This is a genomic window from Candidatus Poriferisodalis sp. (assembly GCF_965219595.1).
GTDB lineage: Bacteria > Actinomycetota > Acidimicrobiia > Acidimicrobiales > Poriferisodalaceae > Poriferisodalis.
This window is the reverse complement of sequence record NZ_OZ244781.1, coordinates 436,771-461,596: the sequence shown is the minus strand read 5'-3', so window position 1 is coordinate 461,596 and position 24,826 is coordinate 436,771. Positions and strand designations below refer to the sequence as shown.

19 protein-coding genes are annotated in these 24,826 nt (G+C 67.3%); 13 read left to right on the top strand and 6 right to left on the bottom strand.

Translation table 11 applies throughout. The features are described 5' to 3' along the window. Positions 1-8: 8 nt before the first annotated feature. The 6 genes from ACOQPE_RS02015 to ACOQPE_RS01990 form a co-directional block, all read right to left on the bottom strand. Positions 9-782, bottom strand: a complete 774-nt coding sequence (locus ACOQPE_RS02015; protein WP_420610262.1) for a hypothetical protein — start codon at positions 780-782, stop codon at positions 9-11. Continuing rightward, positions 779-1,984 (bottom strand): LLM class flavin-dependent oxidoreductase, encoded by a 1,206-nt coding sequence (locus tag ACOQPE_RS02010; protein WP_420610261.1) that lies wholly within the window; start codon positions 1,982-1,984, stop codon positions 779-781. Before ACOQPE_RS02010 ends, ACOQPE_RS02015 begins: the two co-directional genes overlap by 4 nt. Before the next feature lie 67 nt (positions 1,985-2,051). Further along, a complete protein-coding gene (locus tag ACOQPE_RS02005) occupies positions 2,052-3,224 on the bottom strand; it encodes an amidohydrolase family protein (protein WP_420610260.1) in 1,173 nt (390 codons plus the stop codon). Positions 3,225-3,249: 25 nt separating this feature from the next. After that, positions 3,250-3,840: a disulfide bond formation protein DsbA gene (locus tag ACOQPE_RS02000; protein ID WP_420610259.1), complete on the bottom strand. Its 591-nt coding sequence runs from the start codon at positions 3,838-3,840 to the stop codon at positions 3,250-3,252. A 172-nt stretch (positions 3,841-4,012) separates the two neighbouring features. Beyond that, a complete protein-coding gene (locus ACOQPE_RS01995; RefSeq protein ID WP_420610258.1) occupies positions 4,013-6,685 on the bottom strand; it encodes a CaiB/BaiF CoA transferase family protein in 2,673 nt (890 codons plus the stop codon). An 87-nt stretch (positions 6,686-6,772) separates the two neighbouring features. Beyond that, positions 6,773-8,068 carry a serine hydrolase domain-containing protein gene (locus tag ACOQPE_RS01990; RefSeq protein WP_420610257.1) on the bottom strand — a complete coding sequence of 432 codons (1,296 nt, stop codon included), beginning with the start codon at positions 8,066-8,068 and terminating at the stop codon, positions 6,773-6,775. Between the two features lie 194 nt (positions 8,069-8,262). Here ACOQPE_RS01990 and ACOQPE_RS01985 point away from each other — a divergent pair, with 194 nt between their 5' ends. The 13 genes from ACOQPE_RS01985 (at position 8,263) to ACOQPE_RS01925 (ending at position 24,794) form a co-directional block, all read left to right on the top strand. Next, positions 8,263-9,837: a class I adenylate-forming enzyme family protein gene (locus ACOQPE_RS01985; RefSeq protein ID WP_420610256.1), complete on the top strand. Its 1,575-nt coding sequence runs from the start codon at positions 8,263-8,265 to the stop codon at positions 9,835-9,837. Between the two features lie 58 nt (positions 9,838-9,895). Continuing rightward, positions 9,896-11,119 (top strand): amidohydrolase family protein, encoded by a 1,224-nt coding sequence (locus ACOQPE_RS01980; RefSeq protein ID WP_420610255.1) that lies wholly within the window; start codon positions 9,896-9,898, stop codon positions 11,117-11,119. A 40-nt stretch (positions 11,120-11,159) separates the two neighbouring features. Continuing rightward, a complete protein-coding gene (locus tag ACOQPE_RS01975) occupies positions 11,160-12,356 on the top strand; it encodes a CaiB/BaiF CoA transferase family protein (RefSeq protein WP_420610254.1) in 1,197 nt (398 codons plus the stop codon). A 145-nt stretch (positions 12,357-12,501) separates the two neighbouring features. Next, positions 12,502-13,677, top strand: coding sequence for a DUF1015 family protein (locus tag ACOQPE_RS01970; RefSeq protein WP_420610253.1), 1,176 nt, complete (start codon positions 12,502-12,504; stop codon positions 13,675-13,677). Between the two features lie 24 nt (positions 13,678-13,701). Beyond that, entirely contained in the window at positions 13,702-14,235 is a 534-nt protein-coding gene (gene cobU, locus ACOQPE_RS01965; RefSeq protein WP_420610252.1) for a bifunctional adenosylcobinamide kinase/adenosylcobinamide-phosphate guanylyltransferase, read from the top strand. Beyond that, entirely contained in the window at positions 14,225-15,289 is a 1,065-nt protein-coding gene (locus ACOQPE_RS01960; RefSeq protein ID WP_420610251.1) for a nicotinate-nucleotide--dimethylbenzimidazole phosphoribosyltransferase, read from the top strand. Before cobU ends, ACOQPE_RS01960 begins: the two co-directional genes overlap by 11 nt. A gap of 25 nt (positions 15,290-15,314) precedes the next feature. Then, on the top strand, positions 15,315-16,061 hold the full coding sequence (cobS, locus tag ACOQPE_RS01955) for an adenosylcobinamide-GDP ribazoletransferase (RefSeq protein WP_420610250.1): 747 nt from the start codon (positions 15,315-15,317) through the stop codon (positions 16,059-16,061). A 48-nt stretch (positions 16,062-16,109) separates the two neighbouring features. After that, the gene (locus tag ACOQPE_RS01950) at positions 16,110-16,232 is read left to right on the top strand and encodes a hypothetical protein (protein WP_420610249.1); all 123 of its coding nucleotides are present in this window, start codon (positions 16,110-16,112) and stop codon (positions 16,230-16,232) included. Positions 16,233-16,405: 173 nt separating this feature from the next. Next, on the top strand, positions 16,406-17,731 hold the full coding sequence (locus tag ACOQPE_RS01945) for an ABC transporter substrate-binding protein (protein ID WP_420610248.1): 1,326 nt from the start codon (positions 16,406-16,408) through the stop codon (positions 17,729-17,731). Between the two features lie 107 nt (positions 17,732-17,838). Next, positions 17,839-20,595: an ABC transporter permease subunit gene (locus ACOQPE_RS01940; protein WP_420610247.1), complete on the top strand. Its 2,757-nt coding sequence runs from the start codon at positions 17,839-17,841 to the stop codon at positions 20,593-20,595. Then, positions 20,592-21,482: an ABC transporter ATP-binding protein gene (locus ACOQPE_RS01935; protein ID WP_420610246.1), complete on the top strand. Its 891-nt coding sequence runs from the start codon at positions 20,592-20,594 to the stop codon at positions 21,480-21,482. Before ACOQPE_RS01940 ends, ACOQPE_RS01935 begins: the two co-directional genes overlap by 4 nt. Before the next feature lie 5 nt (positions 21,483-21,487). Beyond that, on the top strand, positions 21,488-23,362 hold the full coding sequence (locus ACOQPE_RS01930) for a DUF3556 domain-containing protein (RefSeq protein WP_420610245.1): 1,875 nt from the start codon (positions 21,488-21,490) through the stop codon (positions 23,360-23,362). A gap of 4 nt (positions 23,363-23,366) precedes the next feature. Continuing rightward, positions 23,367-24,794 (top strand): phytoene desaturase family protein, encoded by a 1,428-nt coding sequence (locus ACOQPE_RS01925; protein WP_420610244.1) that lies wholly within the window; start codon positions 23,367-23,369, stop codon positions 24,792-24,794. The last annotated feature ends 32 nt before the right edge of the window (positions 24,795-24,826 follow it).

Here is a 24,826-nt window from a genome sequence, read left to right as displayed (position 1 = left end):
AGTGAAAATTACTGCACCCGTTCGGTGCCCTCCGCGGCGGGCAACGCGGGATCGCAGACGAAGCGGATAGCGGGTATCTCGACGTCCTCCAGCGACACCGAGCAGCTCACGACCCAGTACGGATCCAGCAGGGGCTGCCCCCAGGCGGCGGCGTCGAACGCGTCGATCCGGGCCGCCAGCCGCTCGACGCGCGACGGCTCGTGGTGCGTCTCGACCTGGACGAGACGGAGTCCCAGCGGTGTGTGCGCCAGGTTCATCGAGCCGACGTGCTGGAGGTCGCCTACCGACAGCGGATCGGGATCGAGGGCACTCAGCTCGAGCATCGGCCCGGCGCCATGCCCTACCGATGCACCGTTATCGGATTCACCGGCCGGGGCGACGGTCAGATCGACGCCGTCGTAGTGGCGGCGCAACGCCACATGGGTCCGCTGCGCAGGAAAGCCGAACTGCGACCGCAAGCCAGCAACGGCGTCGTCGGTGGAGGCGGCTGCGCCGACGCAGAACGTCCGGGCGCGGGCGCCGCTGCGGCACACCACGCGGACGAATGCTGCGCTGAATGCTCCCCATGGGCTCTCAGACACATCCCACGCCAGCAGGGACATAGCGGGCGGCACGATGGGGTGCAGTCCCGGCGGCAGTACTGCTTCACGCGCTGGGCGCCGCAGCTCGGCAACCAGTGACAGGCCCGTCACCCCGCCGAGCCGCACCGACTCTGTGCCGAAGGCAGCGATCTCGGGTGCACCGGCGGCCAGCTCGTCGACCGCTGCCGTTCCCGAGATCATCGGCTCGCTCCAGCGGGCATCGTCGAGTGCGCAGACCCATCAGGTGAACTGACCTCGGGAACGGTGGTCGGTGCCTGCACGCGGGCAGCCCGCTCGTCCGCCGTCTGGAACTGCGGGATGACCTCGGTCGCGAACAGCCGCAGGCTGTCGAGCACCTGCTGCTGGGGGATCATCTCCATGGCGTTGAGCAGGAAGTTGATGCCGGTCACGCCGACGTCCTCCCACTTGCGGATAGTCCGCACGAGATGGTCGGGGTCGCCGATGCCGACGCCTTCGGGCAAGCCCTTGGCCACGCTCGGGTCATCAGCAGGTGTGCTGCCGTTCGGCGTCCCGCGGCTGCGCAGTGCAGCACCGGCATTGCCGAGCGTCTGGTACGCCCGGGTCGGGTACGCCTCGCGGGTGAAGTACAGGTGCGCGTTCGACATGCTGAATGCGCCCACCATCGGCAGGCCCAGCGCCGCCGCCTGGCGGTAGTCCTCGTGGCAGTACAAGAAGTTGAGCGTGTGGACCTGGTCGTTCACGAAGCTGCCGACCGGATCACAGTTCGCCACGCGGCGGTAGTACTCCTTCGTACGGCGTTCCTGCTCGGCGAACGGGGCGGCGCTCACCCCCAGGCACCCCAGCCCTCGCTCGGCAGCGTCCAGCTCGGTGCCCGGCGTAGTCACCGTCACCCACATGGGCGGGTGCGGCTCCTGGAACGGCTTGGGGATGACGTTGCGGGCCGGCATCTCGAAACGGGCGCCCTCCCAGCCGAAGTCATCGTCGGTCCACATCTGCGGGATCACCCGACAGAACTCGTCCCACGTCTTCTTCGTGTCGTCGGGATCGGCGCAGAATCCGCCGAGCTCGGTCCACGTGCTCGACCTGGCTGTGCCCAGCTCCAGGCGGCCATTCGAGATGATGTCGAGCGCGGCCGCCCGCTCGGCAACCCGGATGGGGTTGTTCATCTCGGGCACGCACACCACCGCACCGTGGCCCACCCGGATGCGCTGAGTCTGCGCCGCGACGGCCGTGAGGAACACCTCGGGCGCGGGGCAGTGCGAGTACTCCTCCAAGAAGTGATGCTCCACCGCCCAGACGTGGTCGAACCCCAGCTCGTCGGCCACCCGGCACTGTTCGAGCGCATTGTGGTATGTCAGCCATTCGTTGGCCCGGCTGAACGGCCGCGGCACCGACAGCTCGTAGAAGATCCCAAACTTCATCACGCTGTTCTAGCCCAGCGGGGTCTGCCGCTGTCGGGAGGGCGGCCGATGACCGGGCCGAGCTGAATCAGATGTCGATGCGGTAGAGCTCGGCGGCGTTGAGCGACATGATGCGCTCGACGTCGTCGCGGGGGATTCCCTCGAGTGCTTTGACCAGGTCGTGGTCGTCGCGGGGGTAGAGGCAGGTGGGGTGGGGGAAGTCGGTCTCGAACATGAGTGACTGGGCGCCTACGTACTCAAGCGTGGGCCTAACCGTTGAACGCTCGAACCAGAAGCAACCGTAGAACTGGCGGCGGAAGTAGTCGGAGGGCAGCATCGACAGTTCGGCCAGCTCGTTGGGCGCCGTCTCGTGCATCTGGTGGTCGAGCACTTCGAGGAAGAAGGGCAGCCAGCCCACGCCGCTCTCGACCGAGACGAACTTCACGTCCGGGAAGCGCTCGGGCACGCCGGAGTAGATCATGTTGCCGACAATCCGGGCGTTGCCCATGAACAGGTTCGCCGAGCCGACTGCCAGCCTCCGCTCGGGCCCGAACGACGGCCACGGCGCCTTGCCGTAGTAGTCGAGATTCCCCTTCGACGAGCCGATGTGGAAGTTGACCGGCATCGCGAGGTCTGAGCACACCTGCCATACCGGATCCCAGTGCGATGTCGCCATATCGGGCAACCCCGCTTCCTCGGGATTGGAGCAGGTCACGATGCCGCGCAGGCCATTGGCGTGGCAGCGCTCGATCTCGCGCACTGCAGCTTCGAGATCCCACCACGGCAGCAACGCCATGCCGAACACCCGCTGGCCGCTGGCTTCCTGGAACTCGGCGAGGGCGTCGTTGTAGATCTCGACCGAGATGAGCCGCAGGGCGTCGTCGGGCGACTTCAGGAAGTTCTGGTTGCCGAAGCCGGCCACGTTCGGGTACATGATCTGCGCATCGAGGCCGAGCTCGTCGAGCATGGCAACCCGAGCCTCGGCGTCGTAGCTGGCACGGTGCACCATCTCGTTGTCGAAGTCGAAGAACACCGTGCCGGTGACCTTCTGGCCGTCGGGATCGACCACTGACGAGGCGATCGGCAGCCCGATCGGGATGGAGTCATCGAACCACCAGCGGCGCTTGCCGTCGCGTTCGGTCATGCGCGGCACACGGTCGCGGTACTTCGCGGGTGCCCGCGACGTCCACAGGTCGTATGGCTCCGACCAGTGGCTGTCGGTGTCGATGATCTTGAGATCGTCGAGGATCGTGCCGCTCATCGACCTAGAACCTCTGCAGGGATCCTCAGCCGACTGGCGGGACGGTGACCGGGCGCTCGCCGAACTCGGGCCGCTCAGTGCGGGTCTTTTTCAGCTCCCAGAAGCCGTCGATGTCCATCATGGCCACCATGCCGTCCCACAGCTTCAGGGCGTCTTCGCCCTTGGGCGCCCGCGTGATGACCGGGCCGAAGATTCCCACGCGCTCCCCGTCGCTGCGGTTGAGGGCGATGATCGGCGTGCCGACATCGGTGCCCACGAGCGCCAAGCCCTCGTCCATGCGGGTGCGGATCTCGGCATCCCACTTCTCGTCCGTGGCTGCCTTGGCGTGTTCGGGGTCGATGCCCAGCGCCTCAAGCGCTTGCGCGATGTCGAAGTCGCGGTCACCGTCGTGGTGGATGCGGCTGGCAAAGTCCCAGTAGACGCCGAACACGGCTTCGTCGCCCTCGGCGGCCCGGATCGATTCCATCACCCGCAGCTGGCCGTGCGTCACCACGACGGCGTCGTAGTAGGGGCTGTCTGTCGGGGGCTCGTTCTTGAAGAGCAGGCTGATCGGCTGCCACTTCACCTTCAGGTTGCGTTCGGAAGCAACGTCATCGACGACCCACCTGGCCGTCACCCAGCACCAAGGTCAGATGGGGTCTACCCAGAACTCGATCTCGGCGGCTTCGGTTCCCGTGTCAGTTGCCATGCGGGCAATCTACCCGTGCTGCGCGGCCCCCATCAGGGGCGTCTGCGCTCCCCGCTCTTGTTCGCTGCGCTCGCGGGCCGCTCGGGCCCGGGCTGCGCGGCTACATCGACGTGCCGTCGGGGTGCTTGTAGTCGCGGGTGATATGGCCCTCGTCGCACAACGCCTGCCATTCGGCCTCGTCGAGGCCCAGCAGATCGCGGTACACGTACTCGTTGGCGTCGCCGAGGATGCCGATGGGCCGCCACGGCATCTCGGGGCCGTCCCAGCGCCATTGCCGTCCGGGGAAGCTGTGCCAGCCCTGCTCGACGGAGCCGTTCTCGCGGAACCACGCTCGGTCGCCCATCTGCGGGTCGGCTCGCAGCTGCGACTCTCGCAGCACCGGGCCGGCGGGCACACCTGCCTGCTGGCACCGGTGGAACACTTCAGCGGAGGTGCGGGTTGCGGTCCAGGCGCTGATGCGTGTGTCGATGTCGGCATAGTGTTCCAAGCGCCCGCTCAGCGTCGCGAGCCGGTCGTCGTCGGCCAGCGGTGCAGCCGTGTCGGCGAGGTCCTGATCGATCAGCCGGGCCAACGATTGCCAGTCGTCATCTGTCTCGCACGCGATGACCGCCCACTCGTCGTCGTGATCAGGCCGGGCGGGGTCCACAGCGCAGCGATAGCAGCCTTGCGGGGCACGAGCGATCGAGCGGTTGCCGACGGGTTGATGGCGGGTTCGGGAGGCCGCAGCGTCGATGAAGTACTCGCCGATGTGCTGCATGACGTTCTCCGACTGGGAGAACTCGATCAGTTCGCCTCTGCCGGTGCCGCCAGCTCCGTCGATGCCGTCGCGGCGTCGAAGCACTGCGAGCAGGGCGAACGCCGCAGTCGCAGCACTCGCGGGATCCATGTGGAAGACCGAGGTGAGGCTGGTGGGGTCCTCGTCGGCGTACCCGCGCAGCCCGGTCAACCCGCACAGTGACTCGAAATTGGCGCCGAATCCGACCCAGTCGGCATACGGACCTTCGAGTCCCATCGGCGGCATCCGCAGCACGATGGTGCGGGGGTTGACGGCGTGCACCGTCTCCCAGTCGAGACCCAGCTTCGGCAGCACGCCCAGCGAATTGTTCTCAACGATCACGTCGCACTCGCGCAGCAGGCGATGCAGCGTGGCGCGCCCGAGCTCGGTCCGGGGATCGAGGGTGCAGCTGAGCTTGCCGCGAGCATGCGCGCTGAAGAGGTTCTGGCGGTTCCAGGGCCGGCGCCCTGGGTCGTGATCGGGGTAACCAGACAGCGGTCCAAGTTCGGGGTTGATCTCCCGGGGCGGGCGGGGCATCAGTCCCCGGGTGGCCGTCGGGAACACGAACGGATTGTCCACCCTGATGACCTGTGCGCCGAGATCCCCCAGGTACATGGTGCAGGCGGGTCCCGCCCAGACCACTGTCAAGTCCAGGACGCGTATGCCCTCGAGCGGCAGTCGAGCCGGCGGCTTCGCGGTCGCAGCGTCCGCTGTCCGATCGTCGCCGCCGGCGGTTTCGGGGGGCGTCGATTCGGCGATGCCGGCCCGAACGTCGGCATCGTGTTCGCCCAGCAACGGCGCCGGGCGCGGAGCGACACGTTCGGACACCGCAGGATCGGCTTGGGGTGCCGCATGTACCCGAAACGGCGCGTCGAGCTGGGTGACGGTGCCAGCTGCCGCGTGCTCGACCGGCACGAAGAAGCCACGAGCTGCGAAGTGCGGATCGTCGAGCAGATCGAGGGGTGCGTTCAGGGGTGTGACGCCCCACTTGTTGACTTGTGCCGCGGCTGCCACCGTGTCCTGGGTGTGCCCCGCCAGCCACATGAACAGCGAGGTCTCGACGATGTCGGGCAGGTCCGGATCAGCGATCCATGCCGGATTGGCGAAACGCTCGGCCAGCGAGTCGCCGCTGCCTTCATCGCCTCCCAGACCGGCATCGATGAGTGTCTTCACCATGCGCGGCGCCCACGACGGCAACGTGAATACCAACGCCCATCCGTTTGCGGTGGGATAGAAGCCAACCGGAGACGCCCGCTGAGGCTGCCGAGCCTCGCGCCCGACATCCGAACCGGTATATGCCTCATAGAGCAGGTATGAGGCGCGGCGGTCAATCGTGCCTGCTTGGGCTTCGAAGGCTGAGATGTCGATATGCGTGGACCGTCCCATCCGCTGGCTCATCATGAGCGCCGCCAGTGTCGGCACCGCCGCCAGATTGCCGACCTGATAGGTCGTGACGTCGCCGCTCAGCTTGACCGGCTCGCGTTCGTTGATGCCGGTGCCCCACATGGGGCCGCCCATGGCATAGGTGACGATGTCGCTGCCGCGATAGCCGGCCTCGGCATAGGGACCGGTCTGTCCGAACGGTGTGATCGACGTGAGCACGATGCCCGGCCGCAGACTGCACAGGACCTCGTAACCAAGGCCGACGTGGTCCAGATGGCCTGGCGGGAAGGCTTCGATCACGATGTCTGAGCTCGCTGCCAGGGCCCGGACCAACTCGACGTCGCCTGCGTTGGGCGCATCGCAGCCGATGTCGGCGATCACGCTGCGCTTGTTGGTGTTCAGGTGCAGGAAGAGCGGCGACTGCTCCAGGCTGTCAGCACCGTGCGGCGTCGTTGCAGCCTCGCCCCATGGTCCATGACGGCGGGACGGGTCCCCGCTGGGCGGCTCCACCTTGATGACGTCGGCGCCGTGGTCGGCGAAGAGCTTCCCCAGGTACGGACCCGAGATTCCCGATGCGAGCTCCAGCACCCGGATACCGGCCAACAACTGACTCACTGCTGCCCCCTTGCCCGGCTCCAAGGACCGGTCGGACGGGGAAAGTATGGCCGATCGCTTCGAGAGGCTCGCCGGCCTGCCGCCCCCTCAGTTCATTGCAGCCAGGATCGGGGCCAGCGCTTCCAGCAGGCCCCCAACATCGTCGTCACCCTCGAGACCCAGCAGGTTGGTCGTCAGCGCGACGCCGAGATCGAACCCGGGCGCGTACGCCGCGATGGTGCGGAAGCCGGGCACACCGCCGCCATGGGTGTAGATCGTCAGGCCGAGCATCTCGTCGGTCGAGATGCCCAGGCCGTAGCTGTTGGCGGGATCCGGGTGACCTGCTGTCATGAGGGCGACCTGGTCTTCATCGAGGATGTCGGTCGCGAAGAGGCCCCGGATCAGCAGCGCCACGTCACCGATCTGTGCTTCGATGCCGCCGCCGGTCCATCCCGCGGAACGGGCGAAGTCGCTCGGCACGGTGCCGATGTCCACGAAGATGGCGTCGTTGTGAGTGATCTGGTTGTCGGTGGTGAGTCCCAGCAGCGGCCCCATCAGGTAGCCGATCGTGCCGCCGACGTACCCGTTCGCCGTGGGCTCGGGCGGAAACTCGTCGGGCGTGAGGTAGGTGTGCTTGAGGCCGAGCGGTTCGAACACGCGAGCCCGCAGTTCTGCGGCTGCCGTGTTGCCGGTCACCGCTTCGATGAGCAGGCCCGCAGCGAGATAGCCGGTGGTGTTGTAGTGGAATTCGGTGCCCAGCTCAGCCACGGGTCCGTACTGGGAAGCGAACTCCAAGATCTCCTCGGGTGAGATCTGCTCGGCCAACCGGGGCGCTGCGAGTTGGTAGAAGCTGACGTCGAACGCGTACTCGACGAAGCCCGAGGTGTGCCCCAGCAGGTCACGCACGGTGACCGCGGCGGCGTGCTCGTATCCCGGTGCCCAGTCGTCGCCCAGGTACTGCGCAACCGGCGCGTCGAGCTCCACCAGGCCTTCCGCGACGAGCTGCAGCACCACGGCTGCGGTGACCGACTTGGTGACCGAGCCGATACGCACGTGGTGATCGACGGTCATGGGAGCGCCCGTCGCGAGGTCGCTCACACCCCAAGCGAGGGTCATGGGTTCGGCACCGCCTTGCGTCATAGCCAGCACGAGGCCGGGCGCACCAGTGCGCTCCATCCAGTCCCCAATCGCGGCGTCGAGCGGATCGAGCTGCTCGCCGTCGGCGGCCTCGCCATCCGGCTCGTCCTGCTGCGCGGCGGTCGTCGGTGGCGCAGCGGTGGTGACCGGCGGTGCAGCGGTGGTGGCTGGAGGCGGGGCGGTGCTAGTCGGCGCTGCTTCGTCGGCGCGGCTGCAGGCGGCCGCCAGCAGACCGAAGCACAGCAAGGCCGATGCGAGTCGCTTCATGCGCGCAGCGTATGGCCCGAAGCAGGCGATTCTGAGCCAGGATCCCGCATCCGAGCGAGTCATCGGGCGCCCGTCGTGGGCAGACTGTGTCGCCGCTTGCGCCCCTGCGAGTGCGCTGGCAGCGACATTCTGCGAATATCCGCCGTTGACTCTGCGGAGACGGGCCGCGAGGCCTCACGGAATAGGGGATCGACGTGAATCTGGGAATGCTGCTCTTTATGCCGGCGACGATTGCCGGCGAACAGGTCATCCTGATCGACACCTCGAGCGAAGCCGGCGGCGGCACCGCACGCGAGGTCACCTACCAGGAACTCCTCGACAACGTGGCCCGCACGGCCGGGATGCTGACGATGCTCGGCGTCGGGGTCGGCGACCGGGTCGGCGTCTTCGCCACCAACAGCGTGGAGTGTGTCGAGGCCATCTTCGGAGGTGCGTTCGTGGGCGCCACCGTCGTTCCCATGAACTTCCGCGCCGGTGCGGAGGAAACAGCCCACCTGCTGAGCGACAGCGAGATCAGCGTCTTGTTCACCGAGTCTCGCTACAGCGACCTGATCGAGCAGAACAAGCCCGACGACCTTGAGCACGTCCTGGTGCTCGACGATCCGTCGTCGTATGCCGCCGCCCGCGACGAGGCGTTCGAGCTCCCGGTGCCCGAAGACGTCGACCCCGACGGTCTGTGCGCGCTGCTGTACACGAGCGGCACCACGGCCATGCCCAAGGGCGTCAAGCTCACCAACGGCGCCATCACCGGCTACGTCATGGGCACCAACGACGCCGCCACCGGCGAGGACATGGGCCGCATGGCCGTCGCAGCGCCGCTGTACCACATTGCCGGGCTGACTTCGATGCTGAATGCTCTCTACAGCGGGCGAGTGGTGGTACTGCTGCCCCAGTTCGAGGCATCGTCATGGATCGACTGCGTGCAGGCGCACTCGGTGACGCACGCCTTCCTGGTGCCTACCATGCTCGCCCGGGTGCTCGAAGCCCCCAACTTCGGCCACGGGGCATTCAGCGGACTGGAAGCGGTCACGTACGGCGCTGCGCCGATGCCGCCGTCGGTCATACGCAGGGCCATCGACATGTTCCCGCCGAACGTGGCGTTCGCCGGCGCCTACGGCCAGACCGAGACGACATCCACCGTGGCAGTCCTCGACCCCGACGATCACCGCATCGAGGGAACCGATGAGGAAAAGGAGCGCAAGCTGCACCGGCTGTCGTCGGTGGGCCAGGTGCTCGAGGACGTGCAGGTGCGCGTCGTCGATGCTGACAGCGGCGAAGTCGTTGCGCCCGGCGTGATCGGCGAGGTGCAGCTGCAGACATTCCGCGCCATGGACGGTTACTGGGGCAACGAGGAGAAGACCCGCGTCACCATCGACGACGAGGGCTGGGTGCATACGGGCGACCTCGGCTACCTCGACGACGACGACTACCTGTTCCTCCACGGTCGTACCGGCGACATGATCATCAGGGGCGGCGAGAACGTGCTGCCCGATGAGGTCGAGGCCGTCCTGTACGACCATCCCGATGTACTCGATGCTGCCGTGGTGGGCCTCCCCAGCGAGGAATGGGGCGAGCGCGTGGCAGCAGCGGCCGTCGTGCGACCCGGCGGCGCCACATCCGGCGACGATCTGGTTGCGCACGCCCGAGAGCGCCTCGCCCCGTTCAAGCGCCCCGAGTTCGTGCATCTGATGGACGAGTTGCCGCGGACCTCCACTGGCAAGCTGCTGCGCCGCGACCTCATCCCCATGCTCGACGAGCTGGGCATCTAAGGCCGGTCCCGGGGCTCGGCTCGGCGCCGTTGGGCTTGCCGGGATCGCAATCGCGGCCGTGACCACCATCCCGGCGCTGGGGTATCGGGACGATCATCTGCATCTGCTGGCGTGTGCCGCTGTACGCCGATCAGTTGATGTCCAGGCTGCGGCGTCGGTGAGGGAGCTGCTGGACATCGTCGGGCACGCGGCGCGCAGCAATGTTTCGCAGACGATGCCGCAACGCCGCAAGCACAGCGCCGCACGCGACAGTGGCAATTCGCGCCGGTGGCTCCGGGTTTGGGGTTACGACGACGCGTTGCTCGCCGAGCGCCGCCACCCGACCGCCGCTGAGCTCGACGCTGTCACGCACGATGTTCCGACCGTGCTGCACCATCTCACCGGTCATGTGGCGGTGGTGAACACGGCCGCGGGCCGCGCCTTGGGCCTGACATCAGGCAACGTGCTTGTCGAGCGTCAGGACCTGCTGGCGGCGGTGCCCCGCGCCGATCGCAGCGCAACGGTGGCGGAGGTCACCGAGGTTCTGGCCGACCTTGGTGCAGCGGGCATCACCGCATGCACGGATGCGACCCACACCAACGATCTCGAGGCGCTGGAGCTGCTCGCGGACGCAGCCGCGGCCGTGCCGTCGGTGTCGGTCACGGCGATGGTGGGTGCCGACCGACTCGACTCGTTGGGAGATCTTGACTTTGGCGAGACGGTTCTGTCGTCTGGCGGCGTGGCCGGTGCTGGCGCGGTGCGAGTCGGACACGCCAAGGTCATGCCGCCTCACGATGACGACAGCGCGATCGCCGACCTGGTGGCGACGGCGCGCTCTCATCGATTCCCGGTCGCAATCCACGTCATGGACATTGACACGCTGCAAGCGACCCTCGACGCGCTGGAAGCGCACCCGCCAATGCCGGCCGGCATGGCGACGAGCGACGCGCGCCGCACAGTGCCCGACCGCATAGAACCCGACCGCATCGAACATTGCGCGCTCGCACTGCCCGAACAGCTCGACCGCATCGCCCGGCTCGGCGTCGCGGTCGTGACCCAGCCCAGCTTCGTGACCCGGCGGGCGCAGAAGTACCGAGAACAGCTCACTCCGACGGAGCAGGCGTGGCTCTGGCCGCTGGCGAGCCTGCTGCGTCGCGGCATCCGCGTCACGCTGTCTTCCGACGCTCCGACGGTTCCCCCCGATCCCGCCGAGTGGATAGCAGCGGCCACCGATCGGGATCTCGCGCCCAACGAACGAATTGACGCTCAGACCGCTCGCCGGCTCTGTCTCGCCGAGCGGTGAGTAACCTGCCGCTTCGCTGTTGCGAGCAGGGGGAGGACCGATGGCCGGGCCGATGGAGGGCATCCGCGTCGTCGAGTTGGGCGTGTGGATCGCCGGACCCGCCTGTGGCGCGATCCTGGCCGACTGGGGTGCAGACGTCCTCAAGGTGGAGACGCCGGACGGCGACCCGTTCCGTTCGCTGGACTGGCTGTATCAGGGCGACGGCAACCCGCCGTTCGATCTCGACAACCGCGGCAAGCGCAGCATCGCTCTCGACTTGCGGCAGCCGGACGGGCTCGCCGCCCTGCACTCCCTGCTGGCTGACGCCGATGTCTTCCTGTCCAACATCCGGCCCGGCGGGCTCGAACGCATGGGTCTCGACTACCCGTCGCTCGCGCAGCGTTACCCGCGCCTGATCTACGCCAGCGTCACGGGACTCTCGCTGCGAGGCGACGAACGGGATCGCCAGACCTATGACGTGGGTGCCTTCTGGTCGCGGGCAGGCATCGTCCGGTCGTTGACCCCCGAAGACGCCGACCTGCCGTACCAGCGCGGTGGCATGGGCGACCACATGACCGGTCTGGCGGCAGCGGCCGGGGTCGCGGCTGCCCTGTTCCACCGCACCAGTACGGGCAAGGGTCAGCTCGTGGAGTCGTCGCTGTTGCGCCTGGGCACCTACCTGCTGGGCTGGGACCACAACGTCACTGCCATGACGGGCACCGATACCGAGGCCTGGGGCCGCGACAGCCCGCCCAACCCGCTCATCAACTGCTACCGCTGTGGCGACGGCGAATGGCTCTGGATGCTGGGTCTCGAGGGCGATCGACATTGGCCGTATGTCGTGAGCGCGCTGGAACGGCCGGAGTGGGAGGACGATCCCCGTTTCGCCGGCATCGTGCTCCGCCTCGAGAACACGGCTGCCCTCACCGCGGAGATGGACGCCGTCATGGCGACGCGCACGCGCGCCGAGTGGGGCGAGATCTTCGATGCAAACAACGTCTGGTGGGCCCCCGTGCAGTCCACCTTGGAGATGCGGTCCGACCCTCAGGCCCACGCTGCGGGCTGCTGGGTAAAGGTGCCGACGCATGATGGCCGTACGACTGAGATGGTCGCGACGCCGGTGGATTTCTCCGAGAGTGCGTGGGCTCCCGGCGGTCCGCCGCCCGAGCTCGGCCAGCACACCGAGCTGATCCTGCTCGAACACGGCTACGACTGGGATGACATCGAGCAGCTGAAGCAGGCGGGCGTGATCCCCTGACACCGGCCACGTGAACATCGCGCGTCGAACCTGCTGCTGGGCGTGAGATAACTTCGATCCGCCGCGTCGCCGTGCGCCCAGAGCTCATCAGGCTGGGGCTCGACAACCCGGGTGTGCGAGATGGGGCGGCGGGGAGGGAGAGCGGATGATCGAGCCGGTCAGCGCTCGTGTGTTGACGCCTGAATGGGCGCCGACGGTGATCCCCGCGCCGTATGACTCGCTCACCCCCGACGAGCACGCCCAGCACCTCGCCGACAATCCCGACTCCTTTGCCCATGTGGCAGGACTGCCGCCGGAGAGCTTCGGCCATCCCAGCGAGCACCTGCAGCACGCCACGCGCAGCACGCAGGCACTCGAACGACTCATCGGCCTGGGCGTATTCGGTGCCACGCGGGAGCCGAGCCTGTACGTGCAATGCGTGGAGGCCGACGGCCACGCGCAGCACGCATTGCTGGGCGGCGTGCGCCTCGCATCCCATGAACTGCGCCCGCACGAGGACACCCAGCCGGGCCGGGTGCACGGCCTGGCCGTGCACTTCACCGAGGTCGGCCGCATGTCGAGCCCCGTGGTTGTCACCGCGCCGCGACTGACGATGGTCTCCGACGTCATCGAAGCCACCCTTGCCGCAGCCGCGGCGTCCACACCGCTGGAGCCGCTGCTCGACACCAAGACCGCCGACGGTGCGCGGGTCACGCTGTGGCCGGCCGTTGTCGGGGGTGGCGAGGGTGCCAGCGTCGGCCTCGACGGCCCGCTGTACATCGTGGACGGGCACCATCGCGTCGCGGCTGCCAGGCAGGCCGGCTTCTCGCACGTGCTCGTGGCGTGCGCACCCACCGACGAGCTGCACCTCGGCAGCTTCGACCGCGAACTGAGCGAACTCGACATGATGCCCCGGCGCGTCATGGACTTGATGAGAGCTCGGTGCGATGTCGAAGAGGTGTCCGACGCGGTCGCAGCGCGCCCGGGGGCGCCGGGATGGGTCGGCGTGGGCGTGGCAGGCCACTGGTTCCGCGCACGTCTGCGCCACGCCGGACCCGCCGACGACACGTCTCCCGTCCAGAACCCGGCGACCCGGCTGGATGCCGCATTCGTTCACGAGTTCATACTCGGCGACATCTTCGGCGTGGAGAGTGCTTCGGATCCGCGGCTCACCTACCGGCCTACGACCGTGGAAGCCGCCCCAGCGCCGATCACGATCCTGTTGGCGCCGGTGCCGCTCGATTCGGTGTTCGAAGTTGCCGACTTCGGCGGTGTGATGCCGCCGAAGACGACCTACTTCCTGCCAAAGGCTCGCTCCGGGTTGCTGCTGGTTCGCTGCTGATCCGGTGCAGATGCTGTTTCGCTCGTGCTGATCGCGTTCACTGGGGGTGCTCGCAGCGGGAAGTCCACTGCCGCGCTGAGCGCCGCGACGTCGGCCGGGGCGCCGGTGACGTTCATCGCCACGGCCGAAGCCGGTGACGATGAGATGACTGAACGCATCAAGAGGCATCGGGCCGATCGGCCTGCCGCATGGACCACGGTCGAGGCCCCGATCCACCTGGCGCACGCCGTGGAGCAGGTAGATGCCGAGACGACCATCGTCATCGATTGCCTGTCGATGTGGGTCTCGAACCGGATGCTGGCTGAGGGCACCGACTCCGCCCGCGCGATCGTCGCAGAGGCCGCCGACTTGGGCGAGCGCCTTCGACAGCGCAGCGGCACGGCCATCGTGGTCACCAACGAGGTCGGCTCGGGCGTCGTTCCGGCCACGCCGCTGGGAAGGGCATACAGGGATGTGCTCGGGTCGGTGAACCAAGCCATCTTCGCGGCGGCCGAACGGGCGTATCTGGTGGTGGCCGGCCGCCTGCTGGAACTGCAGGACCCCAGCGATGGCGCCTGAGACCGTGCCTCATTCACGTGCTCGCTCAGGCGACGGCAGCGCGCTGGGACGGATGCTCGACGATTTGCCAGGTCCCGACGAGGCTGCGCAGCGGGCGGTGGCTGAACGGGCGTCGCAGGTGCTGCGTCCCGCTGGTGCGTTCGAACGGCTCGATCGGGTCGCCGCGTGGCTCGCCGGCTGGCAGCACACGCCTGAGCCCACCGTCGGGCAGCCGGCCGTGCTTGTCTTTGCAGCTGACCACGGGGTCGCCGCCGAGGGTGTGAGTGCGTACCCGCCAGAGGTCACTGCTGCGATGGTGTCTGCGGTTGACAGCGGTGTCGCCACCGTGACGGCTGTCGCCCGTCAGGTGGGTGCGGTCGTGCGATGCGCCGACGTTGGCGTCGGCAAGCCGACGGGCAACATCCGCACGCACGATGCGATGAGCGCCGACGAGTTCGACGCAGCCGTCGAGGCGGGCGTTCTCGCCGTTGACCGTGCCGTCACCGACGACCAGACCGACCTGCTGCTGCTGGGAGAACTGGGAATCGGCAACACCACAGCCGCGGCTGCCGTCTGCGGGCTGCTCTTCGCCGACGACGCGATGTCGCCGGCCGAGACCGCAGCACGATGGACGGGGCCAGGCACCGGTGTTCAGGCAGGAGCGCTCGATCACAAGCGGGCTGTGGTGCGCGATGTGCTGGAACGGGTGGGCAGCGTTGCCCCGCTGGAGGCGCTGCGCCGAGCAGGCGGGCGTGAGCTAGCAGCTATCGCCGGGGCGCTGGCGGCGGCGCGGCACCGCTCGATTCCGGTCATCCTCGACGGCTTCATCGGAACGGCCGCCGCGGCACCGTTGGCACTGGCTGCGCCGGGCAGCCTCGACCACTGCATCGCCGGGCATTGCTCGGCTGAGCCAGGCCATGGAGCGCTCCTAGACAAGCTCGGGCTGGAGCCGCTCGTGCGTTTGGATCTGCGGCTGGGAGAGGGCACGGGTGCGCTCGTCGCCGTGCCGATCGTGCAGGTCGCCGCAGCGGCAGTCACCGACGTCGCCACCTTCGCCGAGTGGGGCCTGGCGTGAGCTTGCGAAACGTAGGGGATCCAGCGTGAGCTTGCGTTATGCGTGGGCCTTCCTGACCCGGCTTCCCGGCGGAGCGCACCCGCCGACCGAACGCGACCTGGGGCGCAGCGTCCCCTGGTTCCCGCTCGTCGGAGCAGTTGTGGGCGCCTTGAGCGGAGCGGTGTTCTGGGCCGTGTGGCAGCCGCTGGGCGCTCCGCTCGCGGCGATTCTGGCCGTCGCCACTGGTGCCGTCATCACCGGCGCCTTCCACGAGGACGGCCTGGCCGACACGGCAGACGCCCTCGGCGGTACGACGCCCGAGGAACGCCGCGAGATCATGAAGGACTCCCGCCTCGGGACGTTCGGAACGCTGGCGCTGGTGCTGGCAACGCTGGTGCAGGTCTTCGCTGTCATGCCACTGGCCGCACGAGATGCGATCATCGCCATGGTCCTTGCGCACGGGGTCGGCCGTGTGCTCGCGGTTGCGGCGATGTCCTTGGCGCCGGCAGCCGCCGGCTCGGGTTTGGGTCATTCCTACACCGCTCATCTGCGGGGACTGCCGTGCGCGCTCTCCCTGCTGGTCAGCTACGGCGCTGCGTTCGCACTCGGGCCAGTGGGTGTGTTCGCCGTCGGCGCAGCCACAGGCGGAGCATTGGTCGTCGGTCTGGTTGCCTACCGTCGATTCGGCGGCATGACCGGCGACGTTCTGGGCGCCATCGCCCAAGTCAGCCAGATGGCCGCGCTGGTGGCGGTGTCGCGGCTGCTCGACGACTTCAGCTGGTTCTGGATCTAGAGTCCTCACCGAACAGCCCGCCCTCCGGTCCGAATGAGCAGCCTGCAGATGCGCAAACCGACCGAACCATCATCAGAGGACAGAACGAATAGCGACGGATTTGCTGCGATGGCCATCTTGGCCATGACCATCGTGTTCATCGTTGCGATCATCGTGTTCGCGATTGCCTAGCGCTGCGTCGAAATGCGGCGCGAGGTGGCAAGCTGTGGCACAGATTGCTGCCCATGGCGGGTGCCTGAACCCCCGGCAGCCGGTCGACGGCTGTGCTTGAATGACCCACTTGGCAGGCGGCGGTCGCATCGGCCCGCCATCGGGTCTGCCGTGTCCCTAGGGAGGGGAACTACATGACGACCAGTGAACGTGCTGTGACGCGCCATTCGAGGCGGCGAGCGTGGCGGACGGTGGCGGCACTGCTCGCTGTCTTCGCACTGATTGCTGCCGCATGCGGCGGCGACGACGGTGAAGACGATGGAGCGAGTGCAACCGAACCCGCGCCCACAACCACCGAGGCGGCAGCCCCCGAGACCACGCAAGCGCCTGTCGACGAGGCGCCGAGCGGCGAGCCCATCAAGGTCATGACGGTCACGACCCTGAACGCTGCGGGCCCGACGTATCACAACATCGCGAACACGGCGATGGCCTACGCCGACTACATCAACGCCCGAGGCGGCATCGGCGGCCGGCCGCTGGAGGTCACGGTCTGCGACGAGATGTTCGACCCCGCTGTTGCCGCGGCGTGTGCCCGCGAGGCGGTCGAGGAGAACATGGTGTCGGTCGTCGGCTCGTTCACGTTCTTCGCGGAGAGCATCGTGCCGGTGATCGCCGAATCCGACATCACCTGGTTCGGCCCGTGCTGCCCGATCACGCCGTCTGAGCTGACGAGCCCGCACTCGTTCCCCATCGGCAACCAGCCGATGTACGCCGTCGGCATCATCAAACGAGCCATCGACGACGGGTGCCAGGCGATCAACGCCGTGATCATCGACGGCGCCCAGATCTTCCTCCCGCCGATGGAGAACGCGATCGCGGCGCTCGGCCAGAGCTTCGGCGACATCATCATCCTGCCGCCGACAGCGCAGGACTACTCCTCAGAGGTCGCGCAGGCGACGACCGACGCCGACTGCGTGATCGGCATCGTCTCTGAGACGCCGTACATCACCTGGAACACGGCGTGGACCCAGTCGGGCACCGACGCTCGCCAGTACGGCCCGCAGGGCAACCTGAACGAGATCTCCGCCGCAGGCAACGAGGAGTCCACCGACGGCGACATCATCGGCGGCATGTACCCCGACATCTCGACTGCGCCGTGGGACGAGTACCGGCTGGCCCTCGAAGAAGGCGGCTGGGACACCACCGAGCACGACTACAACAGCCTGGGCGGCATGGGCACGTGGGCGGCGTTCGCAGCCTTTACGCAGATCGCCGAGACCATCGACGGCGAGATCAACGCGACCTCATTCTTCGAGGCTGCGTCGGCCACCAACCACCTCGATCTCGGCGGCATGGTCCCGGTGCTGGACTTCACCCAGGAGTGGACCGATGGCCTGCCGGGCTACCAGCGCCTGTTCAACCGCAGCGTGGTGTTCAGCAAGCTGGAGAACGGCAAGGTGGTGCCGCTGACCACCGAGTTCGAAGACGTCGGCGACCTGGCCACCGGCAACGCCGGCTGACCGTCATCTGAGTACTGGCGCCCGTGCCGGGGTGGCCCGAGTGAGCGATCACCAGCCACCCCGGCGCAGGCGCGAACCGGCCTAGCGCCGCTGCGACGGGAGAACCATTGGACGAAGTCATCCGCTTCGCTCTGCTGGGTTTCGGGGTCGGTGCCTTGTACGCGCTGGCCTCCCAAGGCTTGATCGTTGTCTACCGCGGCACCGGCGTCCTGAACTTCTCCCTTGGCGCAACCGCAATAGCGGGTGTGTTCCTGCAGTGGGAACTGCAGAACCGGGCCAACTGGCCGTTCCTGCTCTCGGCGCTGACGGGCGTCGCGCTGTCAGCGCTGCTCGGCGCCCTGACGCACTGGGTGATCATGCGGCCGCTGCGACGCGCCAGCACGCTGATCCGCGTCATCGCGACTCTCGGCGTGCTCATCTTGATCCAGGCCGGCGTGGTCATCCGGTACGGCTCCAACGCACGCCAGGTGGCCAGTTGGCTGCCCACCAACCGGGTGACGCTGTGGGGCGAGGTTGCGATCACCGTCGACCGGCTGATTCTGTTCGGAGTGGCATGCGTGTTCGCCGTGCTGCTGTGGTCGATGTACCGACGGAGCCACTTCGGCCTCGCCACCGAGGCAGTATCCGAGAGCGAGCGAGCCGCCTCGGCCATCGGGTTGTCGCCGAATGCGATCGCCATCAAGAACTGGGCGCTGGGCTCGGCCATCGCTGCCATTGCGGGCATCTTGGTGGTGCCCATCATCACGTTGCAGGTCACAGCCATGACATCGCTGGTGCTCGCGGCCTTGGCCGCGGCGCTGGTCGGGGACTTCCGGTCGTTCCCCATCGCTACCGCCGCCGGCCTGGCGTTGGGCATCGGTCAGACACTCGTGGGCCGCTACGTAGATCAGCAAGGATTGGGGCAGTCGCTGCCCTTCCTGGTGATTGTGGCTGTGTTGGTGTTCAAGGGCCGGTCGCTGCCGCTCCGGGACTACTTCTTGCGCGAGCTGCCGATGATCGGCAACGGACGCATGTCGTGGGACTGGACGATCTTCGGCATCGGCACGGTGGCGTTCCTGATGCTCACCAAGCAGGCCAAGTGGATCGACGCCCTGACCGTCACCATGGGCGTTTCGATTGTGCTGCTGTCGATCGTGCTGCTGACCGGCTACGCGGGCCAGCTATCGCTGGCGCAGTACACCATCGCGGGATTCGGCGCGTACGTGTCAGGACGCCTCGTTGCGGTGTTCGACATCCCGTTCCTGTTGGCGCTGGTCGCCGGCGTGCTGGCCGCCGTGCCGCTGGGATTCATCTTCGCCTTGCCGGCTGCACGAACCCGCGGGATCAATCTGGCAATTGTCACGTTGGGACTCGGCACCACCATCGAGCTGATGCTGTTCCGCAACCGCGAATACACCGGCGGCGTGCAAGGCACGCAGGTCGGCAGCCCTGAGCTGTTCGGCCTCGACATCGGCTCCATTCGCTACCCGGAGCGATACGGCCTCTTCGTGCTGGCGATGGCGCTGCTGGCGGTGTGGGTGGTGTCGAACGTGCGTCGTGGGCGCAGCGGGCGGCGGTTGCTCGCCATTCGGACCAACGAGCGGGCCGCTACGGCGCTCGGCATCGACGTGCCCAAGGCGAAGCTGTTCGCCTTCTCGCTGAGCTCGGCTATCGCGGCGCTGGGCGGGATAGTGCTGGCATTCCGGCTGACCTCGGTCAGCTACACGTCGTTCACCAACCTCACCTCGATCCTGTTTGTGGGCCTCGCAATCGTGGGCGGCGTCGGTCACCTGCTCGGTGCGTTCGTGGGCGCCACCATGGCGACCGCAGCCTTCAGCCAGGAAGTGCTCGAATCGACGTGGGATGGGGTGGGCCGCTGGACCCAGCTCATCAGCGGCATCGCCATCTTGCTCATGGTCCTCGGGTACAAGGACGGTGTCGCCGCCGAGTGGGTGAAGATCTTCCGGCTGGTGAAGCGAGCCCGCAAGTGGGGCCGCTCATACTTCATCGAGCTGGAAGACGTTTCCGATCCGAACGCCGCCGACTCGAATTCCTCAGGGAGCGAACAGTCGAAGGTCCCGGCTCGCGTGCTGAGCATCGAGAACATGACCGTGCGCTACGGGGCCGTCGTCGCGGTCAACGATGTCAGCTTCAACCTCACTCCGGGCACCATCACAGGGCTGATCGGCCCGAACGGCGCCGGCAAGACATCGCTGATTGACGCCGTGTGCGGCTTCGCACCCGCGGAGGGTCGAGTGGTGCTCGACGGCGAGGACATCTCGCGCGTGTCGCCCTCCAAACGTGCGCGCAACGGCATTGCTCGTTCGTTCCAGACGCTCGAGCTGTTCGAAGACGCGACGGTGTTCGAGAACATCAGCGTTGCCGCGGACCCTCAAGACATGCGGTCGTACCTGCGCGATCTGGTAGCGCCGAGGAGCCCCCCGTTCCCGCCTGAGGTCGTGCGGGCGATCATCGAGTTCCAGCTCGACGGCGACCTGCACCGCGACGTGAAGGATCTCTCCTACGGAAAGCACCGGCTGCTGGCGATTGCCCGGGCGGTTGCGATGCACCCGAGCGTGCTGTTGCTCGACGAGCCAGCCGCTGGTCTCAGCACCGCCGAAAGCGAAGAGCTGGCCGAGGTGGTCCGCCGCCTGGCCCAGGACTGGGGCATGGCAGTGCTGGTGGTCGAGCACGATATGAACTTTGTCAACGAGGTGTGCGACGACGTGGTGGTGCTGGACTTCGGCAACAAGATCGCAGTCGGGAGCCCTGAGGAAATCCGTCTTGACCCAGCCGTTGTGGCCGCATATCTGGGGTCCGAGGCCGACGAGCACGACAGCAAACCCGAGCCCCGCACGACGCAAGTTGCGGGAGGTGGCGCATGAGGCCGCTGCTGCAAACGCGAAGTCTCAAGTGCGGGTACCTCAACCGGGCCGTCGTCCAAGGTGTGAACCTGAAGGTCCACCAGGGCGAGGTGGTCTGCCTGCTCGGGCCCAATGGCGCCGGAAAGACCACCACGCTGCTGACCATCGCCGGTGAGCTGACGCCCGTCGACGGAATCGTGATGTTCGGCAACACGCCGACCTTCACGCCCATGTACCAGCGCATCCGGCGAGGGGGAATCGGGCTGGTGACCGAGGAGCGCCTGGTGTTCACCAAGCTGTCGGCTCGGGACAATCTGCGAGTGGGCGGCGGTTCGGTGGAAGCAGCGCTGGAACTGTTCCCCGAGCTCGAGCCTCGGCTGGGGGTGCGCGGCGGCATGCTCTCGGGCGGCGAGCAGCAGATGCTTGCGCTGGCACGAGCGCTCAGCCGTCAACCGTCGATTCTGCTGGCCGACGAGCTGTCGCTCGGGCTGGCGCCGATCATCGTCGATCGGCTGCTGGGAGCGGTCCGCAAGGTGGCCGACACCACGGGCACCGGCGCCTTGATCGTCGAGCAGCACGCCCGCAAGGCGCTGGCGGTGTCAGATCGGATGTACCTGATGGCCCGCGGCCAGATCCTGCTGGAACTGCCGGCTGTCGAAGCCCTCAACCGTCTCGACGAAATCGAAGAGACGTACCTGACCGGCACGTCTGAGACCGAGGAAGACCACATCGAGCGTTTGCGGCGCAAGAACAAGAGGAAGGCTTGGAGGCGCCTGCGGGTGCGCGAGCGCGAGCTGACACGGCTGTCCGGCAAGCTCGCCTCGACCCGCACCGCCGCCGAAGACGACTTCTATTTCGAACGCGAACGACGACGACGACACGCGGCGATGGTCCGCCGAAAGAGGTAATCACCATGGGGTATCGCACAGCTGAGCTGCCCGATGTCGATCTCGACGAGTTTGCGAAGATTCCGTTCTTCGAACGGATGAAGTTGCTGCAGTTGCACTGGGTCGAGCACGGCTTCGGGACGCCCAAGCAGACCGGCACGTTCTACGCGTGGAAGATCTTCCTGTACGCGCTGTTCGGGCTGATCGTGGCCGGAGCGTTCACTGCCGGACTCGAGTTCAACGACATCGGCGGCTGGTGGGACGAGCCGATCCTCTACCAGAAGCTGATGATCTGGACGATCCTGCTCGAGATCACGGGTCTGGCGGCCACCTGCGGCCCGCTGGCGTTCCACTTCGACCCGCCCATCGGGGGAATCCTCTACTGGTGGCAGAACGACACCCTGCGTGTGCCGCCGTACCCCAACCATGTGCCGTTCACCAAGGGCAATCGCCGCACGCCCTGGGACACCGGGCTGTACAAGCTGATCCTGGCCAGCCTGATCCTGCTGCTGGTGCTGTCGCCGGAGCAGGTGGACGGGCTGCCCGACGGCCGCACCGGCATCCTGCCGCAGTGGGCGACGCTGATCTACTGCGGCTTGATCTTGCTGATGGCCATGCGCGACAAGATCATCTTCCTGTCGTCACGGGCCGAGCAGTACGTGCCCACGCTGCTGTGCTTCTCGCTGTTCAGCAACTTCGTCGACATGATCATCGCCGCCAAGGTCTTCATCGTCATCATCTGGATGGGCGCCGGCTTCTCGAAGCTGCAGCACGGGTTCTCTTCGACGGTGTCGATCATGGTGCAGAACACGCCGTGGGTGGTGTGGGACCGCTTCCGCAAGGCGACAGTCAAGGACTATCCCCGCGACATCCGGCCGGCTCGAACGACGCACCTGCTGGCCCATATCGGCGGCACCACCTGCGAGCTCATCATGCCGTTGGTGCTGCTGTTCTCTCCGTGGGGATGGGCGACGTGGATTGCCATCGTGTCCATCTGGATGCTGCACACGTTCATCATCTCGACGTTCCCGCTGGCGGTTCCGCTCGAGTGGAACGTGTTCTTCATCTTCTGCTCAGCGTTCCTGTTCTCGAACTTCCACGCCGGAAACGGCTACGCGGTGTGGGACATGGAGCCGGTGCTGCTGGTCGTGGTGCTGGTTGCGGCGCTGTCGCCCATCGTGCTCGGAGCCTTCCGCCCGCAGTACGTGAGCTTCTTGGTGGGCATGAAGCAGTACGCCGGCAACTGGGCGGCGGCGACGTTCTCGCTTCGCAACAAAGAGATGGAAGACCGGATCAACGACAAGATCGTGAAGTCCGCCGACAACCAGATCGACCAGCTCGAGCCGCTGTTCGGCCCTGAGATCTCGGAGATCTTCATTCAGAAGGCGGTGGCGTTCCGCATGATGCACCCGATGGGCCGCATGCACATCTCGGGCCTGATGTGCCACGTCGACGATCTCGACAAGCGCATTCAGCGCGAAGGCGAGTTCTTGAGCAACGTGCTGACGGGGTGGAACTTCGGCGACGGGCACTGCCTCGACGAGCGGCTGATCGCGGCGTGGCAGGAGCGGTGCCAGTACGAGCCCGGCGATGTGATTGCAGTGTTCACCGAATCGCGGCCGGCATACACCAACCGCGTGCAGTACCGGGTGATCGACGCAGCATTGGGGACTGTCGAGAAGGGCTGGTATCGCCACGACGACGCCTACAACTCCCAGCCGTGGCTGCCTGACGGTCCGATTCCGCACACGGTGACGTGGCGGAAGGAGGGCTACGAGCCCCAGGGCGTGCCCCATCCCGGCAATGCACGCAAGGTGCCGTCCATCGATCACGACGGAAACTGGCTGATCCCCCGCCAGACGGCCGACGGCGTCGTGATGCCCGAAGCTGACACCGGCTAATGCGGTGACGACGGCGATTGTCGTCGGCAGCGGGCCGAATGGATTGGCCGCTGCGGTCCACCTGGCGCAAGCAGGCGTGGACGTGACGGTGCTGGAGGCGGCGGACACCATCGGGGGAGGCACGCGCAGCGCCGAGGCCATCGTGCCGGGCCTGATTCACGACCAGTGCTCTGCCGTGCACCCGGTGGCCGCGGCGTCGCCGTTCCTGCGCTCGCTCGACCTCGAACGGCTCGGCCTGCGGTGGCGCTCGCCGATCGTTGATTGCGCGCATCCCCTCGACGACGGTTCTGCCAGCGTCCTGTACCAATCCATTGACGACACGGCTGACGGGCTCGGCGACGACGGAGCGCGCTGGCGCCGGCTGTTCGGGGCGCTGACGGCCGATCTCGACAGCTTGTTCGAAGACATCACTCAGCCGCTGCTGCGGCTGCCCCGTCACCCGGTGCTGACGGCGCGGTTCGGCGCGGCCGCCATGACCCCCGCCACCGTCTTAGGCCGCCTGTGGCGCGACGAGCCCGCTCGGGCTCTGTGGGCAGGCGTCGCTGCCCATGCGTTCTGGCGCCTGGACCGCCCCATGACCAGCGCGGTGGGCCTCATGATCCTGGCAGCGGGACACCAGTACGGCTGGGTCGTAGCCGAAGGCGGTTCGCAGGCGATCGCGGACGCGCTCGTTGCCGACTTGACGGCACACGGTGGCCGGACCGAGACCGGAATTCGCGTTCGGTCCGCAGCCGAACTGCCGCCGACCGACCTGCTGCTGCTCGACGTCTCACCGTCGATCGCGGCCGACATCCTGGGCGACCGGTTGCCGCCCCGGGTCGCCCGTGCCTACCGCCGGTTCCGTCACGGACCCGGAGCGTTCAAGGTCGACTTCGCCATCGAGGGCGACGTGCCGTGGCGAGCACCTGCTGCCGGTGACGCCGGAACGGTGCATCTTGGCGGGGATGCACGCGAGGTGTTCGCCAACGAACTGGCAGTCCATCGCGGTCAGATGCCTGAGCTGCCGTTCGTCCTTGTCGGCCAGCAGCATCTCGCCGATCCTTTCCGCTCGGTCGGCAATGTTCACCCACTGTGGGCCTACGCCCATGTCCCGCACGGCTACACCGGCGACGCCACCGAGTCGATCATCGCCCAGATCGAGCGTTTCGCTCCCGGATTCTCCGAGCGAGTGGTAGGCACGGCGGTGCGCTCCACCACCCAGATGTCCGTCTACAACCCGAACTTCATCGGCGGCGACATCCTGAGCGGCGCGTCGTCGCCCCTCCAGCTCCTGTTCAGGCCCCGACTCGCCCGGGATCCCTACTTCACCGGTATTCCGGGCACCTACCTGTGCTCAGCGTCGACGCCGCCAGGAGCGGGAGCACACGGCCTCTGCGGCCTGAACGCTGCGACCCGAGCGCTGGCCGCGCTGGGAAACTCCCGCCCATCATGAACTGCTGAACCGCAGCCTCGGCCATGGGGCCT

Coding starts and splice junctions, on each gene's coding strand:
- ACOQPE_RS02015 (WP_420610262.1), bottom strand. CDS start 782: ATGATCTCGGGAACGGCAGCGGTCGACGAGCTGGCCGCCGGTGCACCC.
- ACOQPE_RS02010 (WP_420610261.1), bottom strand. CDS start 1,984: ATGAAGTTTGGGATCTTCTACGAGCTGTCGGTGCCGCGGCCGTTCAGC.
- ACOQPE_RS02005 (WP_420610260.1), bottom strand. CDS start 3,224: ATGAGCGGCACGATCCTCGACGATCTCAAGATCATCGACACCGACAGC.
- ACOQPE_RS01990 (WP_420610257.1), bottom strand. CDS start 8,068: ATGAAGCGACTCGCATCGGCCTTGCTGTGCTTCGGTCTGCTGGCGGCC.
- ACOQPE_RS01975 (WP_420610254.1), top strand. CDS start 11,160: ATGGCCGGGCCGATGGAGGGCATCCGCGTCGTCGAGTTGGGCGTGTGG.
- ACOQPE_RS01970 (WP_420610253.1), top strand. CDS start 12,502: ATGATCGAGCCGGTCAGCGCTCGTGTGTTGACGCCTGAATGGGCGCCG.
- ACOQPE_RS01960 (WP_420610251.1), top strand. CDS start 14,225: ATGGCGCCTGAGACCGTGCCTCATTCACGTGCTCGCTCAGGCGACGGC.
- ACOQPE_RS01950 (WP_420610249.1), top strand. CDS start 16,110: ATGCGCAAACCGACCGAACCATCATCAGAGGACAGAACGAATAGCGAC.
- ACOQPE_RS01945 (WP_420610248.1), top strand. CDS start 16,406: ATGACGACCAGTGAACGTGCTGTGACGCGCCATTCGAGGCGGCGAGCG.
- ACOQPE_RS01935 (WP_420610246.1), top strand. CDS start 20,592: ATGAGGCCGCTGCTGCAAACGCGAAGTCTCAAGTGCGGGTACCTCAAC.
- ACOQPE_RS01930 (WP_420610245.1), top strand. CDS start 21,488: ATGGGGTATCGCACAGCTGAGCTGCCCGATGTCGATCTCGACGAGTTT.